Here is a 21,589-nt window from a genome sequence, read left to right as displayed (position 1 = left end):
AAATCAGACAACGTTCACCAAGGCTAGCAGTTCGGCCGCTACCTGCTCGACCGAGGTGTTGACAAGGGTGACGTCGAACTCCGACTCCGCAGCCAGTTCGATTTTCGCGGTGGCCAGCCGCTCCTCGATGACCGCCTGCGGCTCGGTGCCGCGCCCGGTGAGCCGCCGTACCAGCTCGTCCCAGGAGGGCGGGGCGAGGAAGACCAGCCGGGCGTCGGGCATGGACTCGCGGACCTGCCGGGCGCCCTGGAGGTCGATCTCCAGCAGCACCGGCTCGCCGCGCTCCAGCCGCTCCAGGACCGGCCCGCGCGGGGTGCCGTAGCGGTTGCCCGCGAAGACGGCCCACTCCAGCAGTTCGCCGTTGGCCACCAGCTTGTCGAACTCGTCGTCGCTGGTGAACCAGTACTGGACGCCGTGCTTCTCCCCCGGCCGCGGCTTGCGGGTCGTCGCCGAGACGGAGAGCCAGACCTCGGGGTGTGCTTTGCGCATATGAGCGACGACCGTGCTCTTGCCGACCCCGGAGGGGCCGGAGAGCACGGTCAGCCGCGGACGTTCACTCATGTACCGATTATCCCGGACGGCGAGCCGTGCGGGACACCGGTACGGGTACGGAGCCTCAGGAGGCCGCCGCACCGCCGAACTCGCGCTCCAGCGAGGCGATCTGGTTCGAGCCGAGGCCGCGGACCCGGCGGGACTCGGAGATGCCGAGCCGCTCCATGATCTGCTTGGCGCGGACCTTGCCGACGCCCGGGAGGGACTCAAGCAGCGCGGAGACCTTCATCTTGCCGATGACGTCGTTCTCCTGGCCCTGCTTGATGACCTCGCTCAGCGAAGCACCACTGTGCTTCAGCCGGTTCTTCACCTCGGCGCGCTCCCGGCGAGCCTCAGCGGCCTTGGCGAGCGCAGCAGCGCGCTGTTCAGGGGTAAGGGGCGGAAGTGCCACGCCGTTCACCTCAGGGTTCGAACGAATGGGATGTTGAGAAGTGGACCGCAGAGGAACCTAGCTGCTCTGACCTGCGAGGAGCAACGAGAAACGCTCTCCACATGCGACCTAACGCCGGAGACTACCCGTCCCAGGGGCCCACGTCAGGAGAAGAGAAGGAAAAGTCCTGGTCAGGGAAGACTGACCGCCCTTTTTCCGGACATATCAACCGCTCGCAGCCCGTGATGTGACGGCGGTCACCCTCCGCCGTCAGTGCTGCACGGGGCCGCGCAGCGCCGCCGCGATGGCCCCGGCGGCCGCGCCCGGGTCGGTGGCTCCGGTGATCGGACGGCCGATGACCAGCAGGTCCGCGCCGTCGGCCAGTGCCTGCTCCGGGGTGGCCACCCGGGTCTGGTCGCCCAGCGCGGCACCCGCCGGACGCACCCCGGGGGTGATCAACTGCACCTCGGGGCCGACGGCGGCGCGGACGGCGGCGACTTCACGCGGCGAGCACACCAGCGCCCGCGCGCCGGCCTCGACCGAGAGCACGGCCAGCCGCCGTACCGCGTCCAACGCCGGGCCGGCCAGGCCGATGGCGTCGAGGTCCTGCTCGGACATCGAGGTGAGGACGGTGACGGCGGTGATCCTGGTCTGCGGCAGCGCCTCGGCGGCGGCGCGGATCATGTCGGTGCCGCCGGAGGCGTGCACCGTGAGGTAGGCGGGGGCCAGGTCCGCGACCGAGCGGGCGGCCCCGAACACGGTGTTGGGGATGTCGTGCAGCTTGAGGTCGAGGAACAGGTCCCGGCCGCCGCTGGCGTCGCGCACCCGGCGCACCGCGTCCCGGCCGTGGGCGAGGTAGAGCTCCAGGCCGACCTTGACGGTGGAGACATGCGGGCCCACCGCCCCGGCCCAGTCGACGGCGGTCGCCAGGTCGGGCGCGTCGAGGGCCACGGCGATCGGGGCGGGGGCGAGGGGAGCGGGGGTGGCGGTCACGGGGGTCCTCACTGGTCGTTCTCTGGGGTGTCGCTGCCTGGGGTGTCGTTGCCCGGGGCGTCGTTGCCCGGGGTCTCGTTCTCCGGGGTCTCGTTCTCCGGGGTGCGTACGGGGGCGACCCCGGCGCCGACCGCGTCCGCCAGGGTGGCGTGGCCGCCGGCCCGCAGCCGGGCGGCCAGGCCCCGGTGGATACGCCGGGCCCAGAACGGGCCCTGGTAGATGAAGGCGCTGTAGCCCTGGACCAGCGTGGCGCCCGCCAGGATGCGCTCCCAGGCGTCGTCCGCGCTCTCCACGCCGCCGACCGCGACCAGGGTCAGCCGGTCGCCGGTACGGGCGCGCAGCCGGCGCAGCACCGCCAGCGAGCGCTCCCGCAGCGGCGCGCCGGACAGTCCGCCGGCACCGGCCGCCGCGACGGTGGCGGCGTCGGTGCGCAGGCCCTCGCGGCCGATGGTGGTGTTGGTGGCGATGATGCCGTCCAGGCCGAGTTCCAGCGCCAGGTCGGCGACGGCGTCGACGTCGTCGTCCGCCAGGTCCGGGGCGATCTTGACCAGCAGCGGGACGCGGCGGTCGGTGGACCGGTCGGCCGCCTCGCGGACGGCGGTGAGCAGCGGGCGGAGCTGGTCGACGGCCTGGAGGTTGCGCAGTCCGGGTGTGTTGGGGGAGCTGACGTTGACGACCAGGTAGTCGGCGTAGCGGGCGAGGCGCTCGGTGCTGGTCACATAGTCGGCGGCGGCTTCACTCTCGGGGACGACCTTGGTCTTGCCGATGTTGACGCCGACGACGGTGGTGGAGCGGCGCGGGCGGGCCGCCAACCGGGCCGCGACGGCGGCCGAGCCGTCGTTGTTGAAGCCCATCCGGTTGATCAGCGCGCGGTCGGCCGTCAGCCGGAACAGCCGGGGCGCGGGGTTGCCGGGCTGCGGCTGCCCGGTGACGGTGCCGATCTCCACATGGCCGAAACCCACCATGCCGAGGCCGTCGATCCCGACGGCGTTCTTGTCGAAGCCGGCGGCCAGGCCGAAGGGGCTCGGCAGGTCGAGACCGAGCGCCCGGGTCCGCAGCGCGGGGTCGGGCGCGGCGAGCACCCGGCGGACGGCGCCGCGCAGCCCGGGGACGGCGGCGGCGGCCCGAATCCAGCCGAATGCCAGGTGGTGGGCCTTCTCCGGGTCCAGGCGGCGGAAGAACAGGTCGAAGAGCAGGCGGTACACGGGGGGTGCCTTCCAGGGGGTCGGACATGGCTGTGGGGGGCACCCGTCGCGTACGGTGTGCCCCCCACAGGTACGGCTACTGGTTCTGCCGGGCGGCCGTCAGCAGCGTCGCGTGCTCCTGGAGCGACATGACGCCCACGTCGCCCCGGATCAGCGCGTCGATGCCCTGGACGGCCGCGCCCATGGCCTGGACCGTGGTCAGGCAGGGCACACCGCGTGCGATGGCGGCGGTGCGGATCTCATAGCCGTCGAGTCGGCCGCCGGTGCCGAACGGGGTGTTGATGATCAGGTCGACCCCGCCGTCGTGGATCAGCTGGACGATGGTCTTCTGGCCGCCCTCGCCCTCGCCCTCGCTGTGCTTGCGCACCACGGTGGACGGGATGCCGTTGCGGCGCAGCACCTCGGCGGTGCCGGAGGTGGCGAGCAGTTCGAAGCCCAGCTCGGCCAGTGCGCGGGCGGGGAAGACCAGGTTGCGCTTGTCCCGGTTGGCGACCGAGATGAAGACCCGGCCCTTGAGTGGCAGCGCGCCGTACGCCCCGGCCTGGGACTTGGCGTACGCGGTGCCGAAGACCGTGTCGATGCCCATGACCTCGCCGGTGGAACGCATCTCCGGGCCGAGCACGGTGTCCACGCCGCGCCCGGCCGCGTCCCGGAAGCGGCTCCAGGGCATCACGGCCTCCTTGACGGAGACCGGGCACTCCAGCGGCAGGGTGCCGCCGTCGCCCTCGGCGGGCAGCATGCCCTCGGCGCGCAGCTGGGCGACGGTGGCGCCCAGCGAGATGCGGGCGGCGGCCTTGGCCAGCGGGACGGCGGTGGCCTTGGAGGTGAACGGCACGGTGCGGGAGGCGCGGGGGTTGGCCTCCAGCACGTAGAGGATGTCCCCGGAGAGCGCGAACTGGATGTTGATCAGTCCGCGTACGCCGACGCCGCGCGCGATGGCCTCGGTGGAGGTCCGCAGCCGCTTGATGTCATGGCCGCCGAGGGTGATCGGGGGCAGCGTGCAGGCGGAGTCGCCGGAGTGGATGCCGGCCTCCTCGATGTGCTCCATGACGCCGCCGAGGTAGAGCTCGGTGCCGTCGTAGAGCGCGTCGACGTCGATCTCCACCGCGTCGTCCAGGAACCGGTCCACCAGCACCGGGTGCTCGGAGATCAGCCCGGCGTGGCGCTCCAGGTACGCGGCGAGCGAGGGCTCGTCGTAGACGATCTCCATGCCGCGCCCGCCGAGCACGTACGAGGGCCGCACCAGCACCGGGTAGCCGATCTCGTCCGCGATGGCCTTGGCCTCCGCGAAGGAGAAGGCGGTGCCGTGCTTGGGCGCGGGCAGCCCGGCCTCGGCCAGCACCCGGCCGAAGGCGCCGCGCTCCTCCGCGAGGTGGATGGCCTCCGGCGGGGTGCCGACGACCGGTACGCCGTTGTCCTTGAGCGCCTGGGCCAGGCCCAGCGGGGTCTGGCCGCCGAGTTGGACGATGACGCCGGCCAGCGGGCCGGCCAGCTGCTCGGCGTGGACGATCTCCAGGACGTCCTCCAGGGTGAGCGGCTCGAAGTAGAGCCGGTCGGAGGTGTCGTAGTCGGTGGAGACGGTCTCCGGGTTGCAGTTGACCATCACGGTCTCGTAGCCCGCGTCGGAGAGGGCGAAGGAGGCGTGCACGCAGGAGTAGTCGAACTCGATGCCCTGGCCGATCCGGTTGGGGCCGGAGCCGAGGATGATCACGGCGGGCTTGGTGCGCGGCGCGACCTCGCTCTCCTCGTCGTACGAGGAGTAGAAGTACGGGGTGCGGGCGGCGAACTCGGCGGCGCAGGTGTCCACCGTCTTGTACACCGGCCGGATGCCCAGCGCGTGCCGCACCTCGCGGACCACATCGGGCTTCAGCCCCCGGATCTCACCGATCTGCTGGTCGGAGAAGCCGTGCCGCTTGGCGTGCCGCAGCAGCTCCGGGGTGAGCTTCTCGGCCTCGGCCAGCTCGGCGGCGATCTCGTCCAGCAGGAAGAGCTGGTCGACGAACCACGGGTCGATCCGGGTGGCGTCGAAGACCTCCTGCTGGGTGGCGCCGGCCCGGATGGCCTGCATCACCGTGTTGATCCGGCCGTCGGTCGGGGTCTGCGCGGTGCGCAGCAGGTCGTCCTTGTCGCCGGGCTCGCCGATCCAGCTGAACTGGGAGCCCTTCTTCTCCAGCGAGCGCAGCGCCTTGTTGAGCGCCTCGGGGAAGTTGCGGCCCAGCGCCATGGCCTCGCCCACCGACTTCATGGTGGTGGTGAGGGTGGCGTCGGCGGAGGGGAACTTCTCGAAGGCGAAGCGGGGCACCTTGACCACGACGTAGTCGAGCGTGGGCTCGAAGGACGCCGGGGTCTGCTCGGTGATGTCGTTGGGGATCTCGTCCAGGGTGTAGCCGACGGCGAGCTTGGCGGCGATCTTGGCGATCGGGAAGCCGGTGGCCTTGGAGGCCAGCGCCGAGGAGCGGGAGACCCGGGGGTTCATCTCGATGACGATGACCCGGCCGTCCTCGGGGTCCACCGCGAACTGGATGTTGCAGCCGCCGGTGTCCACGCCGACCTCGCGGATGACCGCGATGCCGATGTCGCGCAGCACCTGGTACTCGCGGTCGGTGAGCGTCATGGCGGGGGCGACGGTGATGGAGTCGCCGGTGTGGACGCCCATCGGGTCGAAGTTCTCGATGGAGCAGACGACCACGACGTTGTCGTGCTTGTCGCGCATCAGCTCCAGCTCGTACTCCTTCCAGCCGAGGATGGACTCCTCCAGGAGCACCTCGGTGGTCGGGGAGAGCGCGAGCCCCTGGCCGGCGATGCGGCGCAGCTCCTGCTCGTCGTGGGCGAAGCCGGAGCCGGCGCCGCCCATGGTGAAGGAGGGGCGGACGACGACCGGGTAGCCGCCGAGGGTCTCCACGCCGGCCAGGATCTCGTCCATGGTGTGGCAGATCACCGAGCGGGCGGACTCACCATGGCCGATCTTGGCCTTGACGGCCTCCACGACGGTCTTGAAGCGGTCGCGGTCCTCGCCCTTCTCGATGGCCTCGATGTTGGCGCCGATCAGCTCCACGCCGTACTTGTCGAGGACGCCGCTCTTGGCCAGCGAGACGGCGGCGTTGAGCGCGGTCTGGCCGCCGAGGGTGGGCAGCAGCGCGTCCGGGCGCTCCTTGGCGATAATCTTCTCGACGAACTCGGGGGTGATCGGCTCGACGTAGGTCGCGTCGGCGATCTCCGGGTCGGTCATGATGGTCGCCGGGTTGGAGTTCACCAGGATGACGCGCAGGCCCTCGGCCTTGAGCACGCGGCACGCCTGGGTACCGGAGTAGTCGAACTCGGCCGCCTGGCCGATGACGATCGGGCCGGAGCCGATGACCAGGACGGACTGGATGTCGGTGCGCTTAGGCACGCTGGCCCTCCATGAGCTCAACGAAGCGGTCGAACAGGTAGGCGGCGTCGTGCGGGCCGGCTGCCGCTTCGGGGTGGTACTGGACGCTGAAGGCGGGCGTGTCGAGCAGCCGCAGTCCCTCCACCACGTCGTCGTTCAGGCAGACGTGGGAGACCTCGACCCGGCCATACGGGGTGTCGCTGACCCGGTCCAGCGGGGCGTCGACGGCGAAGCCGTGGTTGTGCGCGGTGACCTCGACCTTGCCGGTGGTGCGGTCCTGCACCGGCTGGTTGATGCCCCGGTGGCCGTACTTGAGCTTGTAGGTGCCGAAGCCGACCGCGCGGCCCAGCAGCTGGTTGCCGAAGCAGATGCCGAACAGCGGGGTCCGGCGCTCCAGGACGCCCTGGATCACGGTGAGGTCGGCGGTGGCGGGGTCGCCGGGGCCGTTGGAGAGGAAGACGCCGTCCGGGTTGACGGCGTAGACGTCGTCCAGGGTGGCGGTGGCGGGCAGCACGTGCACCTCGATGCCGCGCTCAGCCATCCGCTGCGGGGTCATCGCCTTGATGCCCAGGTCGAGGGCGGCGACGGTGAACCGCGCGCTGCCGACGGGCAGGGCTTCGCCGCCGGGCCCCACGGCCGGGACCACGTACGGCTCGACGGTGGCGACCTCGGCGGAGAGGTCGGCGCCGGCCATCTCGGGGGCGGTGCGGACCCGGGCGAGCAGCTCCGCCTCGTCGGCCAGCGCGGGGCCGGAGAAGACGCCGACCCGCATGGCGCCGCGCTCGCGCAGGTGCCGGGTGAGCGCCCGGGTGTCGATGCCGCTGATGCCGACGACACCCTGCCGGACCAGCTCCTCGTCCAGCGAGCGCACCGAGCGCCAGTTGGACGGGACGCGGGCGGGGTCGCGGACCACGAAGCCGGCCACCCAGATCCGCCGGGACTCCAGGTCCTCGTCGTTGACGCCGGTGTTGCCGATCTGCGGGGCGGTCATCACGACCACCTGCCGGTGGTAGGACGGGTCGGTCAGGGTCTCCTGGTAGCCGGTCATGCCGGTGTTGAAGACCGCTTCGCCGAAGGTCTCGCCGACCGCTCCGTATGCCTGACCGCGGAAGACGCGGCCGTCCTCAAGGACCAGGACCGCGGGGACGCGTTCCCGGCTCACGGCGCGGAGCCGCGTCGTCGTGGTGGGGGCCGGTGCGGTCATGAGGTGCCTTCCGTCGTGTTGCGTGCTGCGGCGGGGGCGGCGGCGATGCGGTCGATCTCCGCCACCCACGCGGGATGCTGGTCGGGCTGGTCGGCGCGGAAGCCGGAGTCGAGCTGCCGGTCGCCGAGCAGCCAGGTGACCACCAGCAGGCCGGAGGGGACGACCTTGCCGGCGATCCCGGAGTCGGTACGGGCCCCGACCAGGGCCTCGGCCGGAATCCACAGGTCGTCGCTGCCGGGGCGGCGGACCAGCAGTCCGCGTGGGGTGAGCGTCAGCTCGGCCAGGCTGCGGGCGCCCAGGCCGTGGGCGACGATCCGATCGAGCCACTCCCCGGCGGTGGTGGTGCCGTGGTAGCGGCCGGTGCCGGTGCGCAGGGCCGGGCCGGGGTCCTCGGGCGGCTCGGGCAGCGGCGGCAGGTCGGACTGGAGGGTGGAGCGCCACTTCCAGCCCTGGCGCATCAGCCAGTAGACCAGCAGGACGACCAGGACCAGTCCGGCGCTCCAGCCGAGGTAGTCGTTCCAGTGCCGGACCGGTGCGGAGTGCGGCGGTGCGGCGAGCAGGAGCAGGGCGCCGGTCACGCGGTGGCTCCGGCGACGGCCTCCGGGGCGGCCAGCTGCCCGTCGAGCAGGGTCGGCACGCCGCGCAGGTAGGTGGCGCGGACCCGTCCGGGCAGGTCGAGGCCCCGGTAGGGGGTGTTGCGGCTGCGGGTGGCGAAGGCGTCGGGGATCACCGTTCCACGGTACGCGGGATCGACGAGCACCAGGTTGGCCGGTTCACCCGGCGAGACGGGGCGGCCGTGTCCGGCCAGCCGGCCGATCCGGGCCGGGCGGAAGGACATCCGGTCGGCGACGCCCGCCCAGTCCATCAGGCCGGTGTCGACCATGGCGTGCTGGACGACGGAGAGCGCGGTCTCCAGGCCGACCATGCCCATGGCCGCCACCGCCCACTCGCAGTCCTTGTCCTCGGCCGGGTGCGGGGCGTGGTCGGTGGCGACGGCGTCGATGGTGCCGTCCGCCAGCGCCTCGCGCAGCGCCAGCACATCGGCCTCGGTGCGCAGCGGCGGGTTGACCTTGTACACCGGGTCGTAGGAGCGGACCAGCTCGTCGGTGAGCAGCAGGTGGTGCGGGGTGACCTCGGCGGTGACGCGCCAGCCCTTGGCCTTGGCCCAGCGGATGATCTCCACCGAGCCGGCGGTGGAGACATGGCAGACGTGCAGCCGGGAGCCGACGTGCGCGGCGAGCAGCACATCGCGGGCGATGATCGCCTCCTCCGCGACGGCGGGCCAGCCGGCCAGGCCGAGTTCGCCGGAGACGGTGCCCTCGTTCATCTGGGCGCCCTCGGTCAGCCGGGGCTCCTGGGCGTGCTGGGCGATCACGCCGTCGAACGCCTTCACGTACTCCAGCGCGCGGCGCATGATCACCGCGTCGTCGACGCACTTGCCGTCGTCGGAGAAGACCCGGACCCCGGCCGCCGAGTCGTGCATGGCGCCCAGCTCCGCGAGCTGCTTGCCCGCCAGGCCGATGGTGACGGCGCCGACCGGCTGTACGTCGCAGTAGCCGGAGGCGCGGCCGAGCCGCCAGACCTGCTCGACCACGCCGGCGGTGTCGGCGACGGGGAAGGTGTTGGCCATGGCGTGCACGGCGGTGAAGCCGCCGCGGGCGGCGGCCCGGGTGCCGGTGAGGACGGTCTCGGCGTCCTCGCGGCCGGGCTCGCGCAGGTGGGTGTGCAGGTCGACCAGGCCGGGCAGCAGGACCAGGCCGGTGGCGTCGGTCTCGGTGTCGGCGCCGGTGAGGCCGGTGCCGACCTCCTGGATCAGGCCGTCCGCGACCCGGACGTCCTGCGGGGCGCCGCCGAGGACGCTCGCGTTCTTGATGAGGTGGCTGGTCACGAGGTGCTCTCCTCGGCGGCGGCGCCGCTGGCGTCGGTGCGGATCGGGTGGTCTGCGAGGGTGGCGCCGCCGAGCAGCAGGTACAGGACGGCCATCCGGACGCTGACACCGTTGGCGACCTGCTCGACCACGGTGCAGCGGGGCGAGTCCGCGACCTCGGCGGTGATCTCCATGCCACGGACCATCGGCCCGGGGTGCATCACGATGGCGTGCTCGGGGAGCGCGGCCATCCGCAGCCCGTCCAGTCCGTAGCGGCGGGAGTACTCGCGCTCGGTGGGGAAGAAGGCGGCGTTCATCCGCTCGCGCTGGACGCGGAGCATCATCACCGCGTCGGACTTGGGCAGCACCGCGTCCAGGTCGTAGGAGACCTCGCAGGGCCAGCTCTCCACCCCGATCGGGACCAGGGTCGGCGGGGCGACCAGGGTGACCTGGGCGCCCAGCGTGCTGAGCAGCAGCACATTGGAGCGGGCGACCCGGCTGTGCAGGATGTCCCCGACCATGGTGATCCGGCGGCCCGACAGGTCGCGGCCGAGGCCGGGGGCGAGGTGGCGGCGCATGGTGAAGGCGTCGAGCAGCGCCTGGGTGGGGTGCTCGTGGGTGCCGTCGCCGGCGTTGATGACGCTGCCGTGCAGCCAGTCGGAACGCGCCAGCCGCAGCGGGGCGCCGGAGGCGCTGTGCCGGATGACGACGGCGTCGGCGCCCATCGCCTGGAGGGTCAGCGCGGTGTCCTTGAGGGACTCGCCCTTGGAGACCGAGGAGCCCTTGGCGGAGAAGTTGATGACATCGGCGGAGAGCCGCTTCTCCGCGACCTCGAAGGAGGTGCGGGTGCGGGTGGAGTCTTCGAAGAAGAGGTTGACGACGGTGCGGCCGCGCAGGGTCGGCAGCTTCTTGACGGCCCGGGAGGAGACCTGGGCCATCTCCTCGGCGGTGTCGAGGATGAGCAGCGCGTCGTCGTGGGTGAGGTCGGAGGCGGAGACGAGGTGGCGCTTCACGCGGTTTTACTCCGGGAGGTGCGGTGCGGACTGCTGCTCGGCATCGGTGGCGCCGTCCTCGGCGACCAGCGCCTGGGAGGAGCGGGCCGCGTAGTCGCGGTCCCCGACCAGCACGGCGTCGCCGCCGTCGGTCTCGGCCAGCTGGACCTTGACGGCCTCGCGCAGGGAGGTGGGCAGGTTCTTGCCCACGTAGTCGGCGCGGATCGGCAGCTCGCGGTGGCCGCGGTCGACCAGGACGGCGAGCTGTACGGCGCGGGGCCGGCCGATGTCGTTGAGCGCGTCCAGGGCGGCGCGGATGGTCCGGCCGGAGAAGAGCACATCGTCCACCAGGACGACGAGCCGGCCGTCGATGCCGCCGGGCGGGATCTCGGTGTGCTCCAGCGCCCGAGCGGGCTTGAGGCGCAGGTCGTCCCGGTACATGGTGATGTCCAGGGTGCCGAGCGGGATGTCGCGGCCGGTGATGGCGGCGAGCTTGGCGCGCAGTCGGCGGGCCAGGTGGACGCCCCGGGTGTGGATGCCGAGCAGGACGACGTCCTCGGCGCCCTTGGCGCGTTCGACGATCTCGTGCGCGATGCGGGTGATCACCCGGGTGATGTCGGACTCGTCGAGGACCTGGTGCGGGGCGCGCAGTGCGGACCCCTGGTCGTGGGATTCGGTCATGCCGAAGCGGACCTCCTTCCCCGCCTCACGGGACGGGCCTTAAAGGATGTCGGGTGTGTCGGGTGGTGCGGACAATCAAAGGGAGGGCCCGCCGGTACTGCGGGGCAGGGCCGGTACCAACCCTACCAGTGGGATCTTCCGATGCCCGCGCGGGCCTGGCCCGGCTGGGCGAAGCCGCAGCTCAGGCGGGGTTCGGGGCGGTGCGGCACGGGTTCGCCGCCGGCTATTCGCACGGCTGCCCCATTCGGCTTGACGAACGCTTATTACTCTGCGTAACCTCACAGTGAGTTACGGACCGGACGTCGAACAGGCCAGCCGTGCCGGTCAGTCACCATCTCGCTATCTCGTCCGGGGAGACCAATGTCCAGCGACTACGCGAAACAGCTCGGGGGCAAGCTCCGCGCCATCCGCACCCAGCAGGGTCTCTCCCTGCACGGTGTCGAGGAGAAGTCCCAGGGGCGCTGGAAGGCCGTGGTGGTCGGGTCGTACGAGCGCGGCGACCGTGCCGTCACCGTGCAGCGCCTGGCCGAACTCGCAGAGTTCTACGGCGTGCCGGTGCAGGAGCTGCTGCCCGGCAGCACCCCCGGCGGCGCCGCCGAGCCGCCGCCTCGGCTGGTGCTCGACCTCGAGCGCCTGGTCCAGGTCCCGTCCGAGAAGGCCGGGCCGCTCCAGCGCTACGCGGCGACCATCCAGAGCCAGCGCGGCGACTACAACGGCAAGGTGCTCTCGATCCGCCAGGACGACCTGCGCACCCTCGCCGTGATCTACGACCAGTCCCCGTCGATCCTGACGGAGCAGCTGATCAGCTGGGGCGTGCTCAACCCGGACGCGCGCCGTGCCGTCCGCGAGGACGAGTCCGCCTGACGCCGGCGCCCCCAGGGGCACCCAGACGGCCGGGTCGGCCCGCAGCAGCGCTGTGGGCCGACCCGGCCGTCCGCGTATCCGCAGCGGGCCGCGCGGGCACGACGAGGGCCCGCCGCGCGTCCCCCGGTCCAGGGGGCGCGCGGCGGGCCCGGTGCGCGTCTCGCGCCGCCGGTCAGCGGCGCAGCGACGGCTTGAGCTCCTTGAGCCGGCCCAGCAGCCCGTTGACGAAGGCCGGGGAGTCGTCGGTCGAGAACTCCTTGGCGATCTCCACGGCCTCGTCCAGCACGACGGCGTCGGGGACGCCGTCCTCCCAGAGCAGCTCGTAGGCGCCGAGTCGCAGGATGTTGCGGTCGGCGATGGGCATCCGGTCCAGCGTCCAGCCCACCGCGTAGGTGGCGATCAGCTCGTCGATCCGGGGCGCGTGCTCCACGACCCCCTCGACCAGCTGCATCGTGTACTCGCCCACCTGCGGGACGCCCTCGTCCGGCTTGGGCTCGTTCGCACGGCGCACCCAGTCGGCGAGGACGCCCAGCGGGTCGACACCCCGGTGGTCGGCCTCGAAGAGGATCTGGAAGGCGCGCTGGCGGGCCTTGGTGCGTGCTGCGGACACGGTTAGCTGTTCACCCGGCCGAGGTAGCTGCCGTCGCGGGTGTCGACCTTGACCTTCTCACCGGTGGTGATGAAGAGCGGCACCCCGATCTCGTAGCCGGTCTCCAGGCGGGCCGGCTTGGTGCCGCCGGTGGAGCGGTCGCCCTGCACACCGGGCTCGGTGTACTCGATGACCAGCTCGACGGAGGCCGGCAGCTCTACGTACAGCGCCGCGCCCTCGTAGATGGCGACGACGGCCTCGAAGCCCTCCAGCAGGTAGTTGGCGGCGTCACCGACCACCTCGGGGCTGATCGGCAGCTGCTCGAAGGTGTCCGTGTCCATGAACACGAAGTCCGAGCCGTCCTTGTACGAGAACTGCATACCGCGCTTGTCCACGGTGGCGGTCTCGACCTTGGTACCGGCGTTGAAGGTCTTGTCGACGACCTTGCCGGAGAGCACGTGCTTGAGCTTGGTGCGGACGAAGGCGCCGCCCTTGCCGGGCTTGACGTGCTGGAACTCTACGACGGACCAGAGCTGGCCGTTGTCGAGCTTGAGCACCATGCCGTTCTTGAGGTCGTTCGTGGTCGCCACGGTCGCACTAACTCCTGCATATAGCTGTCAAGGAACCAAGGGATGTGCGGCCTGCCTCCCCCGGAGGGGTCACAGGGCGAGGAGCTCCTTGGTGGTGATGGTGAGCAGCTCGGGACCGCCCTCCCCCAGGGGGCGGACGACGAGCGTGTCCTCGATCCGGACCCCGCCGCGACCCGGGAGGTGGACCCCTGGGCCGACGGTGACCGGCACACGAGCATCCAGTTTACCCATGTCGCCGGGTCCCAGGCGCGGCTCCTCCTCGATCTCCAGCCCGATGCCGTGTCCGACCGGCCTCGGCGGGCCCTCCGCGTACCCCGCCGACTGGAGCACCTCCCGCACCGCGCGGTCCGCCTCGCCGCAGGGCGTGCCCGGTTGCAGGGCCTCCCGGCCGGCCCGCTGGGCGGCGAAGACCACGGCGTGCAGGTCGATCTGCCACTGCGCCGGAGCGGTGCCGATCACAAAGGTACGGGCGACCGAGGCGCCGTAGCCCCGGTAGCGGGCGCCCAGCGCCACGGTGAGGAAGTCGCCCTCCTCCACCCGGCGGTCGGTCGGCACATGCCCGACCAGACCGGCGTGGCTGCCGGTGGCGATGGAGACCGGGTACGCGGCGCAGTCGGCGCCGTGGTCGACCATCCGGCGCTCCAGCTCCATCGCCAGGTGCCGCTCGGTGCGGCCCACCAGGATGGACTCCAGCAGCTCGCCGAGGGCCTGGTCCGCGATCTCGGCGGAGATCCGCAGCCCGGTGATCTCCTCCTCGTCCTTGACCAGCCGCAGCTGCTCCACGGCGCGGTCCAGGTCGGCGGGGCGCGCCGGGGCGGCCGCCTCGACCACCGCCCGGTGGCGGGCCACGGTCAGCTCGTGCTCCTCCATCGCCAGCACCTCGACCCGGTGCCGGGCGGCGGTGGACGCGGCGGCCACGGCCGGGTCGGCGCCCGGGGGGACCTCCAGCCGCTGGACCTCGTCGGGCTGCTGGAGCAGCTGCTCGGCGGCGTCCGGCAGGGGCTCCTCGGGGACGGCGAGCACGGCCCGGTCCCGGGTGAGCAGCAGCGCCGACCCGTCCGGTTCGGCGCCGGTCAGATACCGCACATTCGCCGGGCGCGTCACCAGCGCGGCGTCCGCCCCCAGGGCCCCGCACCGCTCCCGTAGGCGCTCGCGGCGGGCTGTGTGCACATCGGCCATGCTGGCAGCGTACGTGTGTTCAGCCGGTACGGCCTGTGGTGGTGCGCCGGACCGGGGAAACCCGCAGGCCGGGGCTCAGCGGTGCGGGTGGCCCGTCAACCGGGCGGTGATCACCCGGTCCAGTTCGGCGGCGGTGGCCGGGACGTCCAGCCGGCTGTTGTCGATGATCGGCAGCCCGGAGTTGTACCAGCCGGCCATCCGGCCGTGGATGCGGGCGACCTCCTCGTCGGCCAGCCGGCGGGTGCCGCTGCGCCGGGCGTTGCGGGCCAGCACCGACTCCAGACCGGGCAGCAGCACCACCGGGATCATGCCGGGGCCGATGTGGCGCTTCCAACCGCCCAGGCCGATGGCCGGGCGGTCGGGGAAGACCGCGTCGTCGATGACGCAGGAGATGCCGTTGGCCAGGTAGTTGCGGCAGGCGAAGCCGCAGGTGCGGCGGGCCAGGCGGTACTGCGCCTCGGAGTTGTCGTTCCAGCCGGACTGCGGGTTGGCGAAGCCCGCCCGCACCCACTCGCGGACGTCGTCCAGGCTGATGTGGGCGGTGGGGGTGGGGCGCAGTCCGGCCCAGTGCCGGGCCACGGTGGTCTTGCCCGCGCCGGCCGGGCCGATCAGCAGCACCGCGATCGGCCCGGGTGGGGCGGCCGGGTGCGGCGGGCCCGCCGGGGGGAGCTGGGCGGCGGTGCCGGGCGGCAGCGGGAAGTGGCCGGTGGCGCCGGGCGGGGCCGGGGCGTGTGCGGGCACCGGGGGCTGCGCCGGGCTCGGCGGCACGGGGCTCGGCGGCACAGGGCTCGGCGGGACGGGGCTCGGGGGCGTCTGGGGCGGCGGCGGCACGGCGGGGTGGTGGCCGGAGTGCTGGGGGTGCGGGTGCTGGTGGGGCTGCTGGTGCTGCGGGTGGGGCTGGTGGTGCGGGGCGGGCCAGCCCGGCGGCTGGGGCGGTGGGCCCTGCGGTCCCGTCCCGTACGGCGTGGGCGGATGGGGGGGCGGTGGTGCTCCCCCGGCGTGCTGCGTCACGAACACCTCCGGCGCGGACAATACACGGCGGCCCGGCGGCGGGCACAGACCGCCACCGGGCCGGCCGCCCGCGTGTTGACGACGGCTCAGCCGCCGGCCGACTGCTCGGCCAGCGCCCGCAGCGCCAGCTCATAGGAGCCCAGGCCGAAGCCCGCGATGGTGCCGGAGGCGATCCCGGCGATCACCGAGAGGTGCCGGAACTCCTCCCGGGTGTACGGGTTGGAGATGTGCACCTCGATCAGCGGCGCGGTGCGCTGCGCCGCCGCGTCCCGCATGCCGTACGAGTAGTGGGTGAAGGCGGCGGGGTTGAGGACCACCGGGATGCGGCCGTCGGCGGCCTCGTGCAGCCAGCGGATCATCTCGCCCTCGTCGTTGGTCTCCCGGACCTCGACCTCCAGCCCCAGCTCCTTGCCAAGCGCGGTGCAGCGCTCGACCAGCCCGGCGTAGCTGGTGCTGCCGTACACATCGGGCTCGCGGCTGCCGAGCCGGCCGAGGTTGGGGCCGTTGAGCACCAGGACGCGGGTCATCCGGCCACCTCCGCGTACGCGGCGGCCAGCAGCGACGGGTCGGGGGCCTCCAGCACGGCGGGCTTGCCGAGGCCGTCCAGCACGATGAAGCGCAGCAGGTCGGCGCGCGACTTCTTGTCGATCTTCATCGCGTCGAGCAGTCGCGGCCAGGCGTCCGCCCGGTAGCTGAGCGGCAGGCCGACCGAGGCCAGCACGGTGCGGTGCCGGTCGGCGGTGGCGTCGTCCAGCCGGCCGGCGAGCCGGCCCAGCTCGGCGGCGAAGACCATGCCGACCGAGACGGCGGCGCCGTGGCGCCACTTGTAGCGCTCATTGCGCTCGATGGCGTGGCCCAGGGTGTGGCCGTAGTTGAGGATCTCGCGGCGGCCGGACTCCTTGAGGTCGCCGGAGACCACCTCGGCCTTCACCCGGATGGAGCGCTCGATCAGCTCCAGGGTGTGCGGCCCACCCGGGCCGGTGGCGCCCTCGGGGTCGGCCTCCACCAGGTCCAGGATCACCGGGTCGGCGATGAAGCCGGCCTTGATCACCTCGGCCAGTCCGGAGACGTAGTCGTGGCGCGGCACGGTCTCCAGCGCCGCCAGGTCCGCGAGCACCCCGGCCGGCGGGTGGAAGGCGCCGACCAGGTTCTTGCCCTCCGCGATGTTGATGCCGGTCTTGCCGCCGACCGCCGCGTCCACCATGCCGAGCAGGGTGGTCGGCATGGAGATCCAGCGCACCCCGCGCAGCCAGCTGGCCGCGACGAAGCCGGCCAGGTCGGTGGTGGCGCCACCACCGACGCCGACCACCACATCGCTGCGGGTGAAGCCGGTCTGGCCGAGCACCGACCAGCAGTACGCGGCCACCTCGGCGCTCTTGGCCTCCTCCGCGTTGGGCACCTGGAGCGCGATGGCCTCGTAGCCCTGCGCGGCCAGGTCCTCGCGGATCGCCTCGCCGGTGGCGGAGAGCGCCTCCGGGTGGATCACCGCGACCCGGCGGGCGCGGGTGCCGATCAGCGCGGGCAGCTCGCCCAGCAGATGCCGGCCGACCAGCACCTCGTACGGCTGGTGTCCGGCGTCGCCGCCGACCGGGATGCGGACGGGGGCGGCCTGGGTGCCGCCGGTGGCGGTGTCGGTGTCGGTCATGCGGTCATCAGCTCCAGTGCTTCGAGGACGGCTGCGGCCACCTCGCCGGGGTCGCGGCCGTCGGTGAGGACGACCGCGCGGGCCACCTCCAGGTAGAGCGGGCGGCGGGCCTCCATCAGCTCGCGCCAGCGGGCCCGGGGGTTGACCGCCAGCAGCGGGCGGGGCGCGTCCAGCCCGACCCGCTTGACGCCGTCGTGCACGCCGACGTCCAGGAAGGCCACCGGGTGCTCGGTGAGCAGGGCCCGGGTGCCCGGGTCCAGGATCGCGCCGCCGCCGAGGGCGAGGACGCCGGGGTGCCCGGAGAGGGCGGCCCGCACGGCCGCCCGCTCCAGGGCCCGGAAGCCCTCCTCGCCCTCGTCCACGAAGATCTCGGAGATCGGGCGGCCCGCGCTGCGCTCGATGTCCTCGTCGGTGTCCCGGAAGACCACGCCGAGGCGTTGGGCGAGCAGTCGGCCCACGGTGGTCTTGCCGGCCCCCATCGGGCCCACGAGCACCACCAGCGGGGTGCTGCGGGGCTGGTTCTCGGTCACGGTGTCGGCGTCCTTCAGCGGATGATCAGATTGTCCAGGTAGCCCTTGACGTTGCGGCGGGTCTCGGCGACCGAGTCGCCGCCGAACTTCTCCGCCACCGCGTCGGCCAGCACCAGGGCCACCATCGCCTCGGCCACGATGCCGGCGGCGGGCACCGCGCAGACGTCGGACCGCTGGTGGTGGGCCTGGGCGGGCTCGCCGGTGCGCACGTCCAGGGTGGCCAGCGCGCGGGGCACGGTGGCAATGGGCTTCATCGCGGCCCGCACCCGCAGCAGCTCGCCGGTGCTGAGCCCGCCCTCGGTGCCGCCGGAGCGGCCGGAGCGGCGCCGGACGCCGTCCGGACCGGGCTCGATCTCGTCGTGCGCCTGCGAGCCGGGCACCCGGGCCAGCCCGAAGCCGTCACCGACCTCGACGCCCTTGATCGCCTGGATGCCCATCAGGGCGGCGGCCAGCCGGGCGTCCAGTCGGCGGTCCCAGTGCACATGCGAGCCCAGGCCCGGCGGCACGCCGTACGCCAGCACCTCGACCACGCCGCCGAGGGTGTCGCCGTCCTTGTGGGCCTGGTCGATCTCCGCGACCATCCGCTCGGCGGCGTCCGCGTCCAGGCAGCGGACCGGGTCCGCGTCCAGCCGGGCCTCGTCCGACGGCAGCGGCAGCACCCCGGCGGGGGCCTGGGCGGCGCCCAGCTCCACCACGTGCGAGACCAGCTCGATGCCGGTGGTCTCCTTCAGGTACGAGCGGGCCACCGCGCCGATGGCGACCCGGGCCGCGGTCTCCCGGGCGCTGGCGCGCTCCAGGATCGGCCGGGCCTCGTCGAAGCCGTACTTCTGCATGCCCGCCAGGTCGGCGTGGCCGGGGCGCGGCCGGGTCAGCGCCTCATTGCGGCCCAGCCCGGCGAGGATGTCGGCGTCCACCGGGTCGGCCGACATCACCTGCTCCCACTTGGGCCACTCGGTGTTGCCCACCATCACGGCGACCGGGCTGCCCAGGGTGAGCCCGTGGCGCACCCCGCCGAGGAAGGTCACCTCGTCGCGCTCGAACTTCATCCGGGCGCCGCGGCCGTAGCCCAGCCGGCGGCGCGCCAGCGCGTCGGCCACCAGGTCGGTGGTGACCGGTACACCGGAGGGCAGCCCTTCCAGCGTCGCGACCAGTGCGGGGCCGTGGGACTCCCCCGCCGTCAGCCAGCGCAACCTACCCAACGGAGCTCCTTCGTCGTCGGCCCGGGTGCGGACGGGCCGGGCTTGTATGGCGTCCTGACCCTGATCCTTTCACGCCGCGGGGGTGCCGCGGAGCCCGTTCCGCTGTGCGGACAGCGCTCAGTTCCCGGCCAGGGCCGCCTCGCCGGCGGCGCGCATGGCGGCGAGCGGGGCGGGGGCGACGCCGGTGAAGCGCTCGCACTGGAGAACGGCCTGGTGGACCAGCAGGTCCAGGCCGCCCAGCACCGTACCGCCGCGCTCGGCGCAGGCGGCGGCGAGCTTGGTGGGCCAGGGGTGGTAGAGCACGTCGAAGAGCGCACCGGGCCGGGCCGGGACGCCGGAGGCGAGGTCGTCGTTGGCCCCGGCCGGGGTGGTGGAGATGGTGAGCGGGGCGGCGAGCGCTTCGACGGCCCGCTCCCAGGGGGCGGTACGGACGGCGACGCCGAGCCGGTCGCCCAGGTCCCGCATCTGGGCCGCCCGCTCCGGGGTGCGGACGTACGCGGTGACCTCGCCGGTGCAGACCCGGGCCAGCGCGGCCAGCGCGGAGGAGGCGGTGGCGCCCGCGCCCAGCACGGCGGCGGTCTCGACCTTGTCGATGCCGCGCTCGGCCAGCGCGGCGACCAGGCCGGGGATGTCGGTGTTGTCGCCGGTGCGGCGGCCGTCCTCGGTGAAGACCACGGTGTTGACCGCGTCCACCGCCAGCGCGGTCGCGCTGACCTCGTCCAGCAGCGGGATCACGGCGCGCTTCAGCGGCATGGTCAGCGAGAGCCCGGCCCAGCCCTCACCCTCGACGTCCAGCGCCGCCAGGAAGCCGGGCAGCCCGGCTTCGTCCACCTGGTGGCGGCCGTACGACCAGTTGTCCAGCCCGAGGGCGGCGTACGCGGCGTTGTGCAGCACCGGCGAGAGCGAGTGCGCGATGGGCGACCCGAGCACGGCCGCGCGCCTGGTGCCGGTCATCCGTTGCTCTTCTTCAACTCGGCCTCGAAGTCCTTCTCGTTCTTCTGGTGCTCGGCGTAGGTGGTCGCGAACCGGGTGTCGGTCGGTGTGACCGAGACGAAGTACATCCACGTGCCCGGGGTCGGGTCCATCGCCGCCTGGAGGGCCTCCTCGCCGGGGTTGCTGATCGGCCGCGAGGGAAGGCCCTGGATGTAGTAGGTGTTGAGGTCGCTCTTGTACGCCTTCATCTCGGCCACAGTCACATGCAGCGTCCGGTTGTTGCGGGCGTAGTTGTACGTGGAGTCGAACTGAAGGTAGCCGTGGGTCTCCTCGTTGTCCGGCTTCAGCCGGTTGTAGACGACCCGGGCGATCTTGCCGAAGTCCTCCGAGTTGAGGCCCTCGGCCTGGACCAGGCTGGCGACCGTCAGCAGCTCGTACGGCGACTTGAGGCCGTCCTTCTTGTAGCCGTCCGCGAAGCCGAGCTTGCTGAACTCGTCGTTGGACCGGCTGACCATCTGCTTGAGCAGGGCCAGCGGCTTGGTGTCCTTGCCCACCGGGTAGCGCGCCGGGAAGAGGAAGCCCTCCGGGTTGCCGTGCGCCCAGCTCGGCAGGCCCAGTTTCTTCAGGTCGACCTTGGCCGTGTGGGCGGTGGTGCCCTTGTCCAGGTGCAGCTTGGCGTCGATCATGGCGTAGATCTCGGTGGCCCGGCGGCCCTCGGGCACCATGAGCACATCGCCGCCCGCCGAGTCGATCAGGAACTTCACCGCCTCGGCCGAGGACATCTGGAGCGGCATGGTGAAGAAGCCCGGCTGGATGGTCTTGGCCCGGTCGTTGCCCTCGTACGCCTTGATGAAGGCGTCGACGCTCTTGACCACGCCCGCCTTCTGGAGCGCGATGCCCATCTGGGTGCCGGAGGCGCCGTCGGGGATCTCGACCTGGACCGAGCCGGTGCCGGAGCCGGTGTAGTCCGGCGGCGGGCCGAAGTGGTCCTGGTAGAAGCCGTAGCCGTAGTAGCCGCCGGCGCCCAGGACGCCGACCAGCACCACGGAGACCACCAGGCAGGCGCCGCCGTTGCGGCGGCCGGACTTCTTGCCCTGCTGCTTGCGGCGGCGCTCGGCGCCCCGGCTGTCGTCCTCGCTGCCGAAGAACGACTCCTGCGGCTCCTCCTCCGGCTCCTCGTCCTCCGCCCAGGCCGCCTCCGGCTCGGGCTCGGGCTCGGACCCGGCGGACGGGTTGTCCAGCGCGGCGGCCTCGGCCTCCCAGTCGAAGCCGTCGGGCTCGGGCTGCGGCGGCTCGGGCTGCCGGGGCTGCGGCGGCCGCTGCTGCGGCTGGGCCTGCTGCGGCGGCTGTGGCTGCTGCGGCGGATAGGGCTGCTGTTGCTGCGGTGGATACTGCTGCGGGCCACCGTACGGCCCAGGCTGCTGCGGAGGGTACGGCTGCTGCGGGCCACCGTACGGTCCGGGCTGCTGCGGGGGGTAGGGCTGCTGCCAGCCGCCGGTCTGCGGCCCCTGCTGGCCGTACGGGTCACCGGGCCAGCCCTGCTGCGGGTGGCCCTGGCCCTGGCCGCCCTGCGGCCCGTAACCGCCCTGGGGACCGTAGCCGCCCTGGGCCTGGGGAGGCCCGCCGGGGACGCCGCCCTGCGGCGGACCGCCGTACTGCGGCTCCCCCGAGTTCCACCCCTGGGAGCCGTAGCCCCGCCCCAGGTCAGTCATCGATCCCCTTATGCCGACAGCCACGGCCGGCTTCCCCACCGACCGTCCGGGACGACGCGTCCCGCTCTCCTGCTCGAACCGGCGTGCTATCCCGCACCGCCAT

21 protein-coding genes are annotated in these 21,589 nt (G+C 72.9%); 1 reads left to right on the top strand and 20 read right to left on the bottom strand.

What is annotated here, in order from left to right; translation table 11 throughout:
• Nucleotides 1-3 precede the first annotated feature (3 nt).
• The 10 genes from gmk to pyrR all read right to left on the bottom strand — a co-directional run bounded on the left by gmk (nt 4) and on the right by pyrR (nt 11,234).
• Nucleotides 4-561 (bottom strand): guanylate kinase, encoded by a 558-nt coding sequence (gmk, locus tag ACIQGZ_RS10295; protein WP_402600657.1) that lies wholly within the window; start codon nt 559-561, stop codon nt 4-6.
• Between the two features lie 55 nt (nt 562-616).
• A complete protein-coding gene (gene mihF, locus ACIQGZ_RS10290) occupies nt 617-943 on the bottom strand; it encodes an integration host factor, actinobacterial type (RefSeq protein WP_055588796.1) in 327 nt (108 codons plus the stop codon).
• A gap of 249 nt (nt 944-1,192) precedes the next feature.
• Nucleotides 1,193-1,915 (bottom strand): orotidine-5'-phosphate decarboxylase, encoded by a 723-nt coding sequence (gene pyrF, locus ACIQGZ_RS10285; RefSeq protein ID WP_402600656.1) that lies wholly within the window; start codon nt 1,913-1,915, stop codon nt 1,193-1,195.
• Nucleotides 1,916-1,923: 8 nt separating this feature from the next.
• Nucleotides 1,924-3,120: a quinone-dependent dihydroorotate dehydrogenase gene (locus ACIQGZ_RS10280; protein ID WP_402600654.1), complete on the bottom strand. Its 1,197-nt coding sequence runs from the start codon at nt 3,118-3,120 to the stop codon at nt 1,924-1,926.
• Nucleotides 3,121-3,196: 76 nt separating this feature from the next.
• On the bottom strand, nt 3,197-6,511 hold the full coding sequence (gene carB / locus ACIQGZ_RS10275) for a carbamoyl-phosphate synthase large subunit (RefSeq protein ID WP_402600653.1): 3,315 nt from the start codon (nt 6,509-6,511) through the stop codon (nt 3,197-3,199).
• Nucleotides 6,504-7,694 carry a glutamine-hydrolyzing carbamoyl-phosphate synthase small subunit gene (gene carA, locus ACIQGZ_RS10270; RefSeq protein WP_402600651.1) on the bottom strand — a complete coding sequence of 397 codons (1,191 nt, stop codon included), beginning with the start codon at nt 7,692-7,694 and terminating at the stop codon, nt 6,504-6,506. The genes carB and carA overlap by 8 nt, the downstream gene beginning before the upstream one ends.
• Entirely contained in the window at nt 7,691-8,272 is a 582-nt protein-coding gene (locus ACIQGZ_RS10265) for a hypothetical protein (RefSeq protein ID WP_402600650.1), read from the bottom strand. The genes carA and ACIQGZ_RS10265 overlap by 4 nt, the downstream gene beginning before the upstream one ends.
• Nucleotides 8,269-9,582, bottom strand: a complete 1,314-nt coding sequence (locus ACIQGZ_RS10260; protein WP_402600649.1) for a dihydroorotase — start codon at nt 9,580-9,582, stop codon at nt 8,269-8,271. The genes ACIQGZ_RS10265 and ACIQGZ_RS10260 overlap by 4 nt, the downstream gene beginning before the upstream one ends.
• Complete coding sequence (locus ACIQGZ_RS10255; RefSeq protein ID WP_402600647.1) at nt 9,579-10,574, bottom strand: aspartate carbamoyltransferase catalytic subunit; 996 nt, start codon at nt 10,572-10,574, stop codon at nt 9,579-9,581. The genes ACIQGZ_RS10260 and ACIQGZ_RS10255 overlap by 4 nt, the downstream gene beginning before the upstream one ends.
• Before the next feature lie 6 nt (nt 10,575-10,580).
• Nucleotides 10,581-11,234 carry a bifunctional pyr operon transcriptional regulator/uracil phosphoribosyltransferase PyrR gene (gene pyrR, locus ACIQGZ_RS10250; RefSeq protein ID WP_402600646.1) on the bottom strand — a complete coding sequence of 218 codons (654 nt, stop codon included), beginning with the start codon at nt 11,232-11,234 and terminating at the stop codon, nt 10,581-10,583.
• A 360-nt stretch (nt 11,235-11,594) separates the two neighbouring features.
• On the opposite strand from pyrR, the gene ACIQGZ_RS10245 reads away from it, so the two are divergent.
• Complete coding sequence (locus ACIQGZ_RS10245) at nt 11,595-12,098, top strand: transcriptional regulator (protein WP_402600645.1); 504 nt, start codon at nt 11,595-11,597, stop codon at nt 12,096-12,098.
• A 172-nt stretch (nt 12,099-12,270) separates the two neighbouring features.
• Here the strand turns inward: ACIQGZ_RS10245 and nusB are convergent, their stop codons facing one another.
• The 10 genes from nusB to mltG form a co-directional block, all read right to left on the bottom strand.
• On the bottom strand, nt 12,271-12,708 hold the full coding sequence (nusB, locus tag ACIQGZ_RS10240; protein ID WP_402600644.1) for a transcription antitermination factor NusB: 438 nt from the start codon (nt 12,706-12,708) through the stop codon (nt 12,271-12,273).
• 2 nt (nt 12,709-12,710) lie between these two features.
• Nucleotides 12,711-13,277 carry an elongation factor P gene (gene efp / locus ACIQGZ_RS10235; protein ID WP_402600643.1) on the bottom strand — a complete coding sequence of 189 codons (567 nt, stop codon included), beginning with the start codon at nt 13,275-13,277 and terminating at the stop codon, nt 12,711-12,713.
• A 69-nt stretch (nt 13,278-13,346) separates the two neighbouring features.
• Nucleotides 13,347-14,456, bottom strand: coding sequence for a M24 family metallopeptidase (locus ACIQGZ_RS10230; protein ID WP_402600641.1), 1,110 nt, complete (start codon nt 14,454-14,456; stop codon nt 13,347-13,349).
• Between the two features lie 75 nt (nt 14,457-14,531).
• Entirely contained in the window at nt 14,532-15,488 is a 957-nt protein-coding gene (locus tag ACIQGZ_RS10225) for an AAA family ATPase (RefSeq protein WP_402600640.1), read from the bottom strand.
• A gap of 65 nt (nt 15,489-15,553) precedes the next feature.
• Nucleotides 15,554-15,994: a type II 3-dehydroquinate dehydratase gene (gene aroQ, locus ACIQGZ_RS10220; RefSeq protein ID WP_402600638.1), complete on the bottom strand. Its 441-nt coding sequence runs from the start codon at nt 15,992-15,994 to the stop codon at nt 15,554-15,556.
• On the bottom strand, nt 15,991-17,112 hold the full coding sequence (gene aroB / locus ACIQGZ_RS10215; RefSeq protein WP_402600637.1) for a 3-dehydroquinate synthase: 1,122 nt from the start codon (nt 17,110-17,112) through the stop codon (nt 15,991-15,993). Before aroB ends, aroQ begins: the two co-directional genes overlap by 4 nt.
• A complete protein-coding gene (locus ACIQGZ_RS10210) occupies nt 17,109-17,591 on the bottom strand; it encodes a shikimate kinase (protein WP_402600756.1) in 483 nt (160 codons plus the stop codon). Before ACIQGZ_RS10210 ends, aroB begins: the two co-directional genes overlap by 4 nt.
• A 65-nt stretch (nt 17,592-17,656) precedes the next feature.
• Entirely contained in the window at nt 17,657-18,841 is a 1,185-nt protein-coding gene (gene aroC, locus ACIQGZ_RS10205; protein ID WP_402600635.1) for a chorismate synthase, read from the bottom strand.
• A 117-nt stretch (nt 18,842-18,958) separates the two neighbouring features.
• Nucleotides 18,959-19,795 carry a shikimate dehydrogenase gene (locus ACIQGZ_RS10200; protein ID WP_402600633.1) on the bottom strand — a complete coding sequence of 279 codons (837 nt, stop codon included), beginning with the start codon at nt 19,793-19,795 and terminating at the stop codon, nt 18,959-18,961.
• Nucleotides 19,792-21,486, bottom strand: a complete 1,695-nt coding sequence (gene mltG, locus ACIQGZ_RS10195; protein ID WP_402600632.1) for an endolytic transglycosylase MltG — start codon at nt 21,484-21,486, stop codon at nt 19,792-19,794. Before mltG ends, ACIQGZ_RS10200 begins: the two co-directional genes overlap by 4 nt.
• Nucleotides 21,487-21,589 lie beyond the last annotated feature (103 nt).

This window comes from Streptomyces sp. NPDC092296 (genome assembly GCF_044755465.1).
Taxonomy (GTDB): Bacteria; Actinomycetota; Actinomycetes; order Streptomycetales; family Streptomycetaceae; genus Peterkaempfera.
Note: the sequence above shows the minus strand (reverse complement) of the source record. Positions and strands in the feature narration are given on the sequence as shown.

What these genes read in the sequence shown, in the direction of transcription:
- carA (WP_402600651.1), bottom strand. Translation starts at nt 7,694, where the DNA reads ATGACCGCACCGGCCCCCACCACGACGACGCGGCTCCGCGCCGTGAGC.
- ACIQGZ_RS10245 (WP_402600645.1), top strand. Translation starts at nt 11,595, where the DNA reads ATGTCCAGCGACTACGCGAAACAGCTCGGGGGCAAGCTCCGCGCCATC.
- ACIQGZ_RS10210 (WP_402600756.1), bottom strand. Translation starts at nt 17,591, where the DNA reads ATGGGGGCCGGCAAGACCACCGTGGGCCGACTGCTCGCCCAACGCCTC.
- mltG (WP_402600632.1), bottom strand. Translation starts at nt 21,486, where the DNA reads ATGACTGACCTGGGGCGGGGCTACGGCTCCCAGGGGTGGAACTCGGGG.
- aroQ (WP_402600638.1), bottom strand. Translation starts at nt 15,994, where the DNA reads ATGACCCGCGTCCTGGTGCTCAACGGCCCCAACCTCGGCCGGCTCGGC.
- gmk (WP_402600657.1), bottom strand. Translation starts at nt 561, where the DNA reads ATGAGTGAACGTCCGCGGCTGACCGTGCTCTCCGGCCCCTCCGGGGTC.
- ACIQGZ_RS10200 (WP_402600633.1), bottom strand. Translation starts at nt 19,795, where the DNA reads ATGACCGGCACCAGGCGCGCGGCCGTGCTCGGGTCGCCCATCGCGCAC.
- aroB (WP_402600637.1), bottom strand. Translation starts at nt 17,112, where the DNA reads ATGACCGACACCGACACCGCCACCGGCGGCACCCAGGCCGCCCCCGTC.
- pyrR (WP_402600646.1), bottom strand. Translation starts at nt 11,234, where the DNA reads ATGACCGAATCCCACGACCAGGGGTCCGCACTGCGCGCCCCGCACCAG.
- ACIQGZ_RS10230 (WP_402600641.1), bottom strand. Translation starts at nt 14,456, where the DNA reads ATGGCCGATGTGCACACAGCCCGCCGCGAGCGCCTACGGGAGCGGTGC.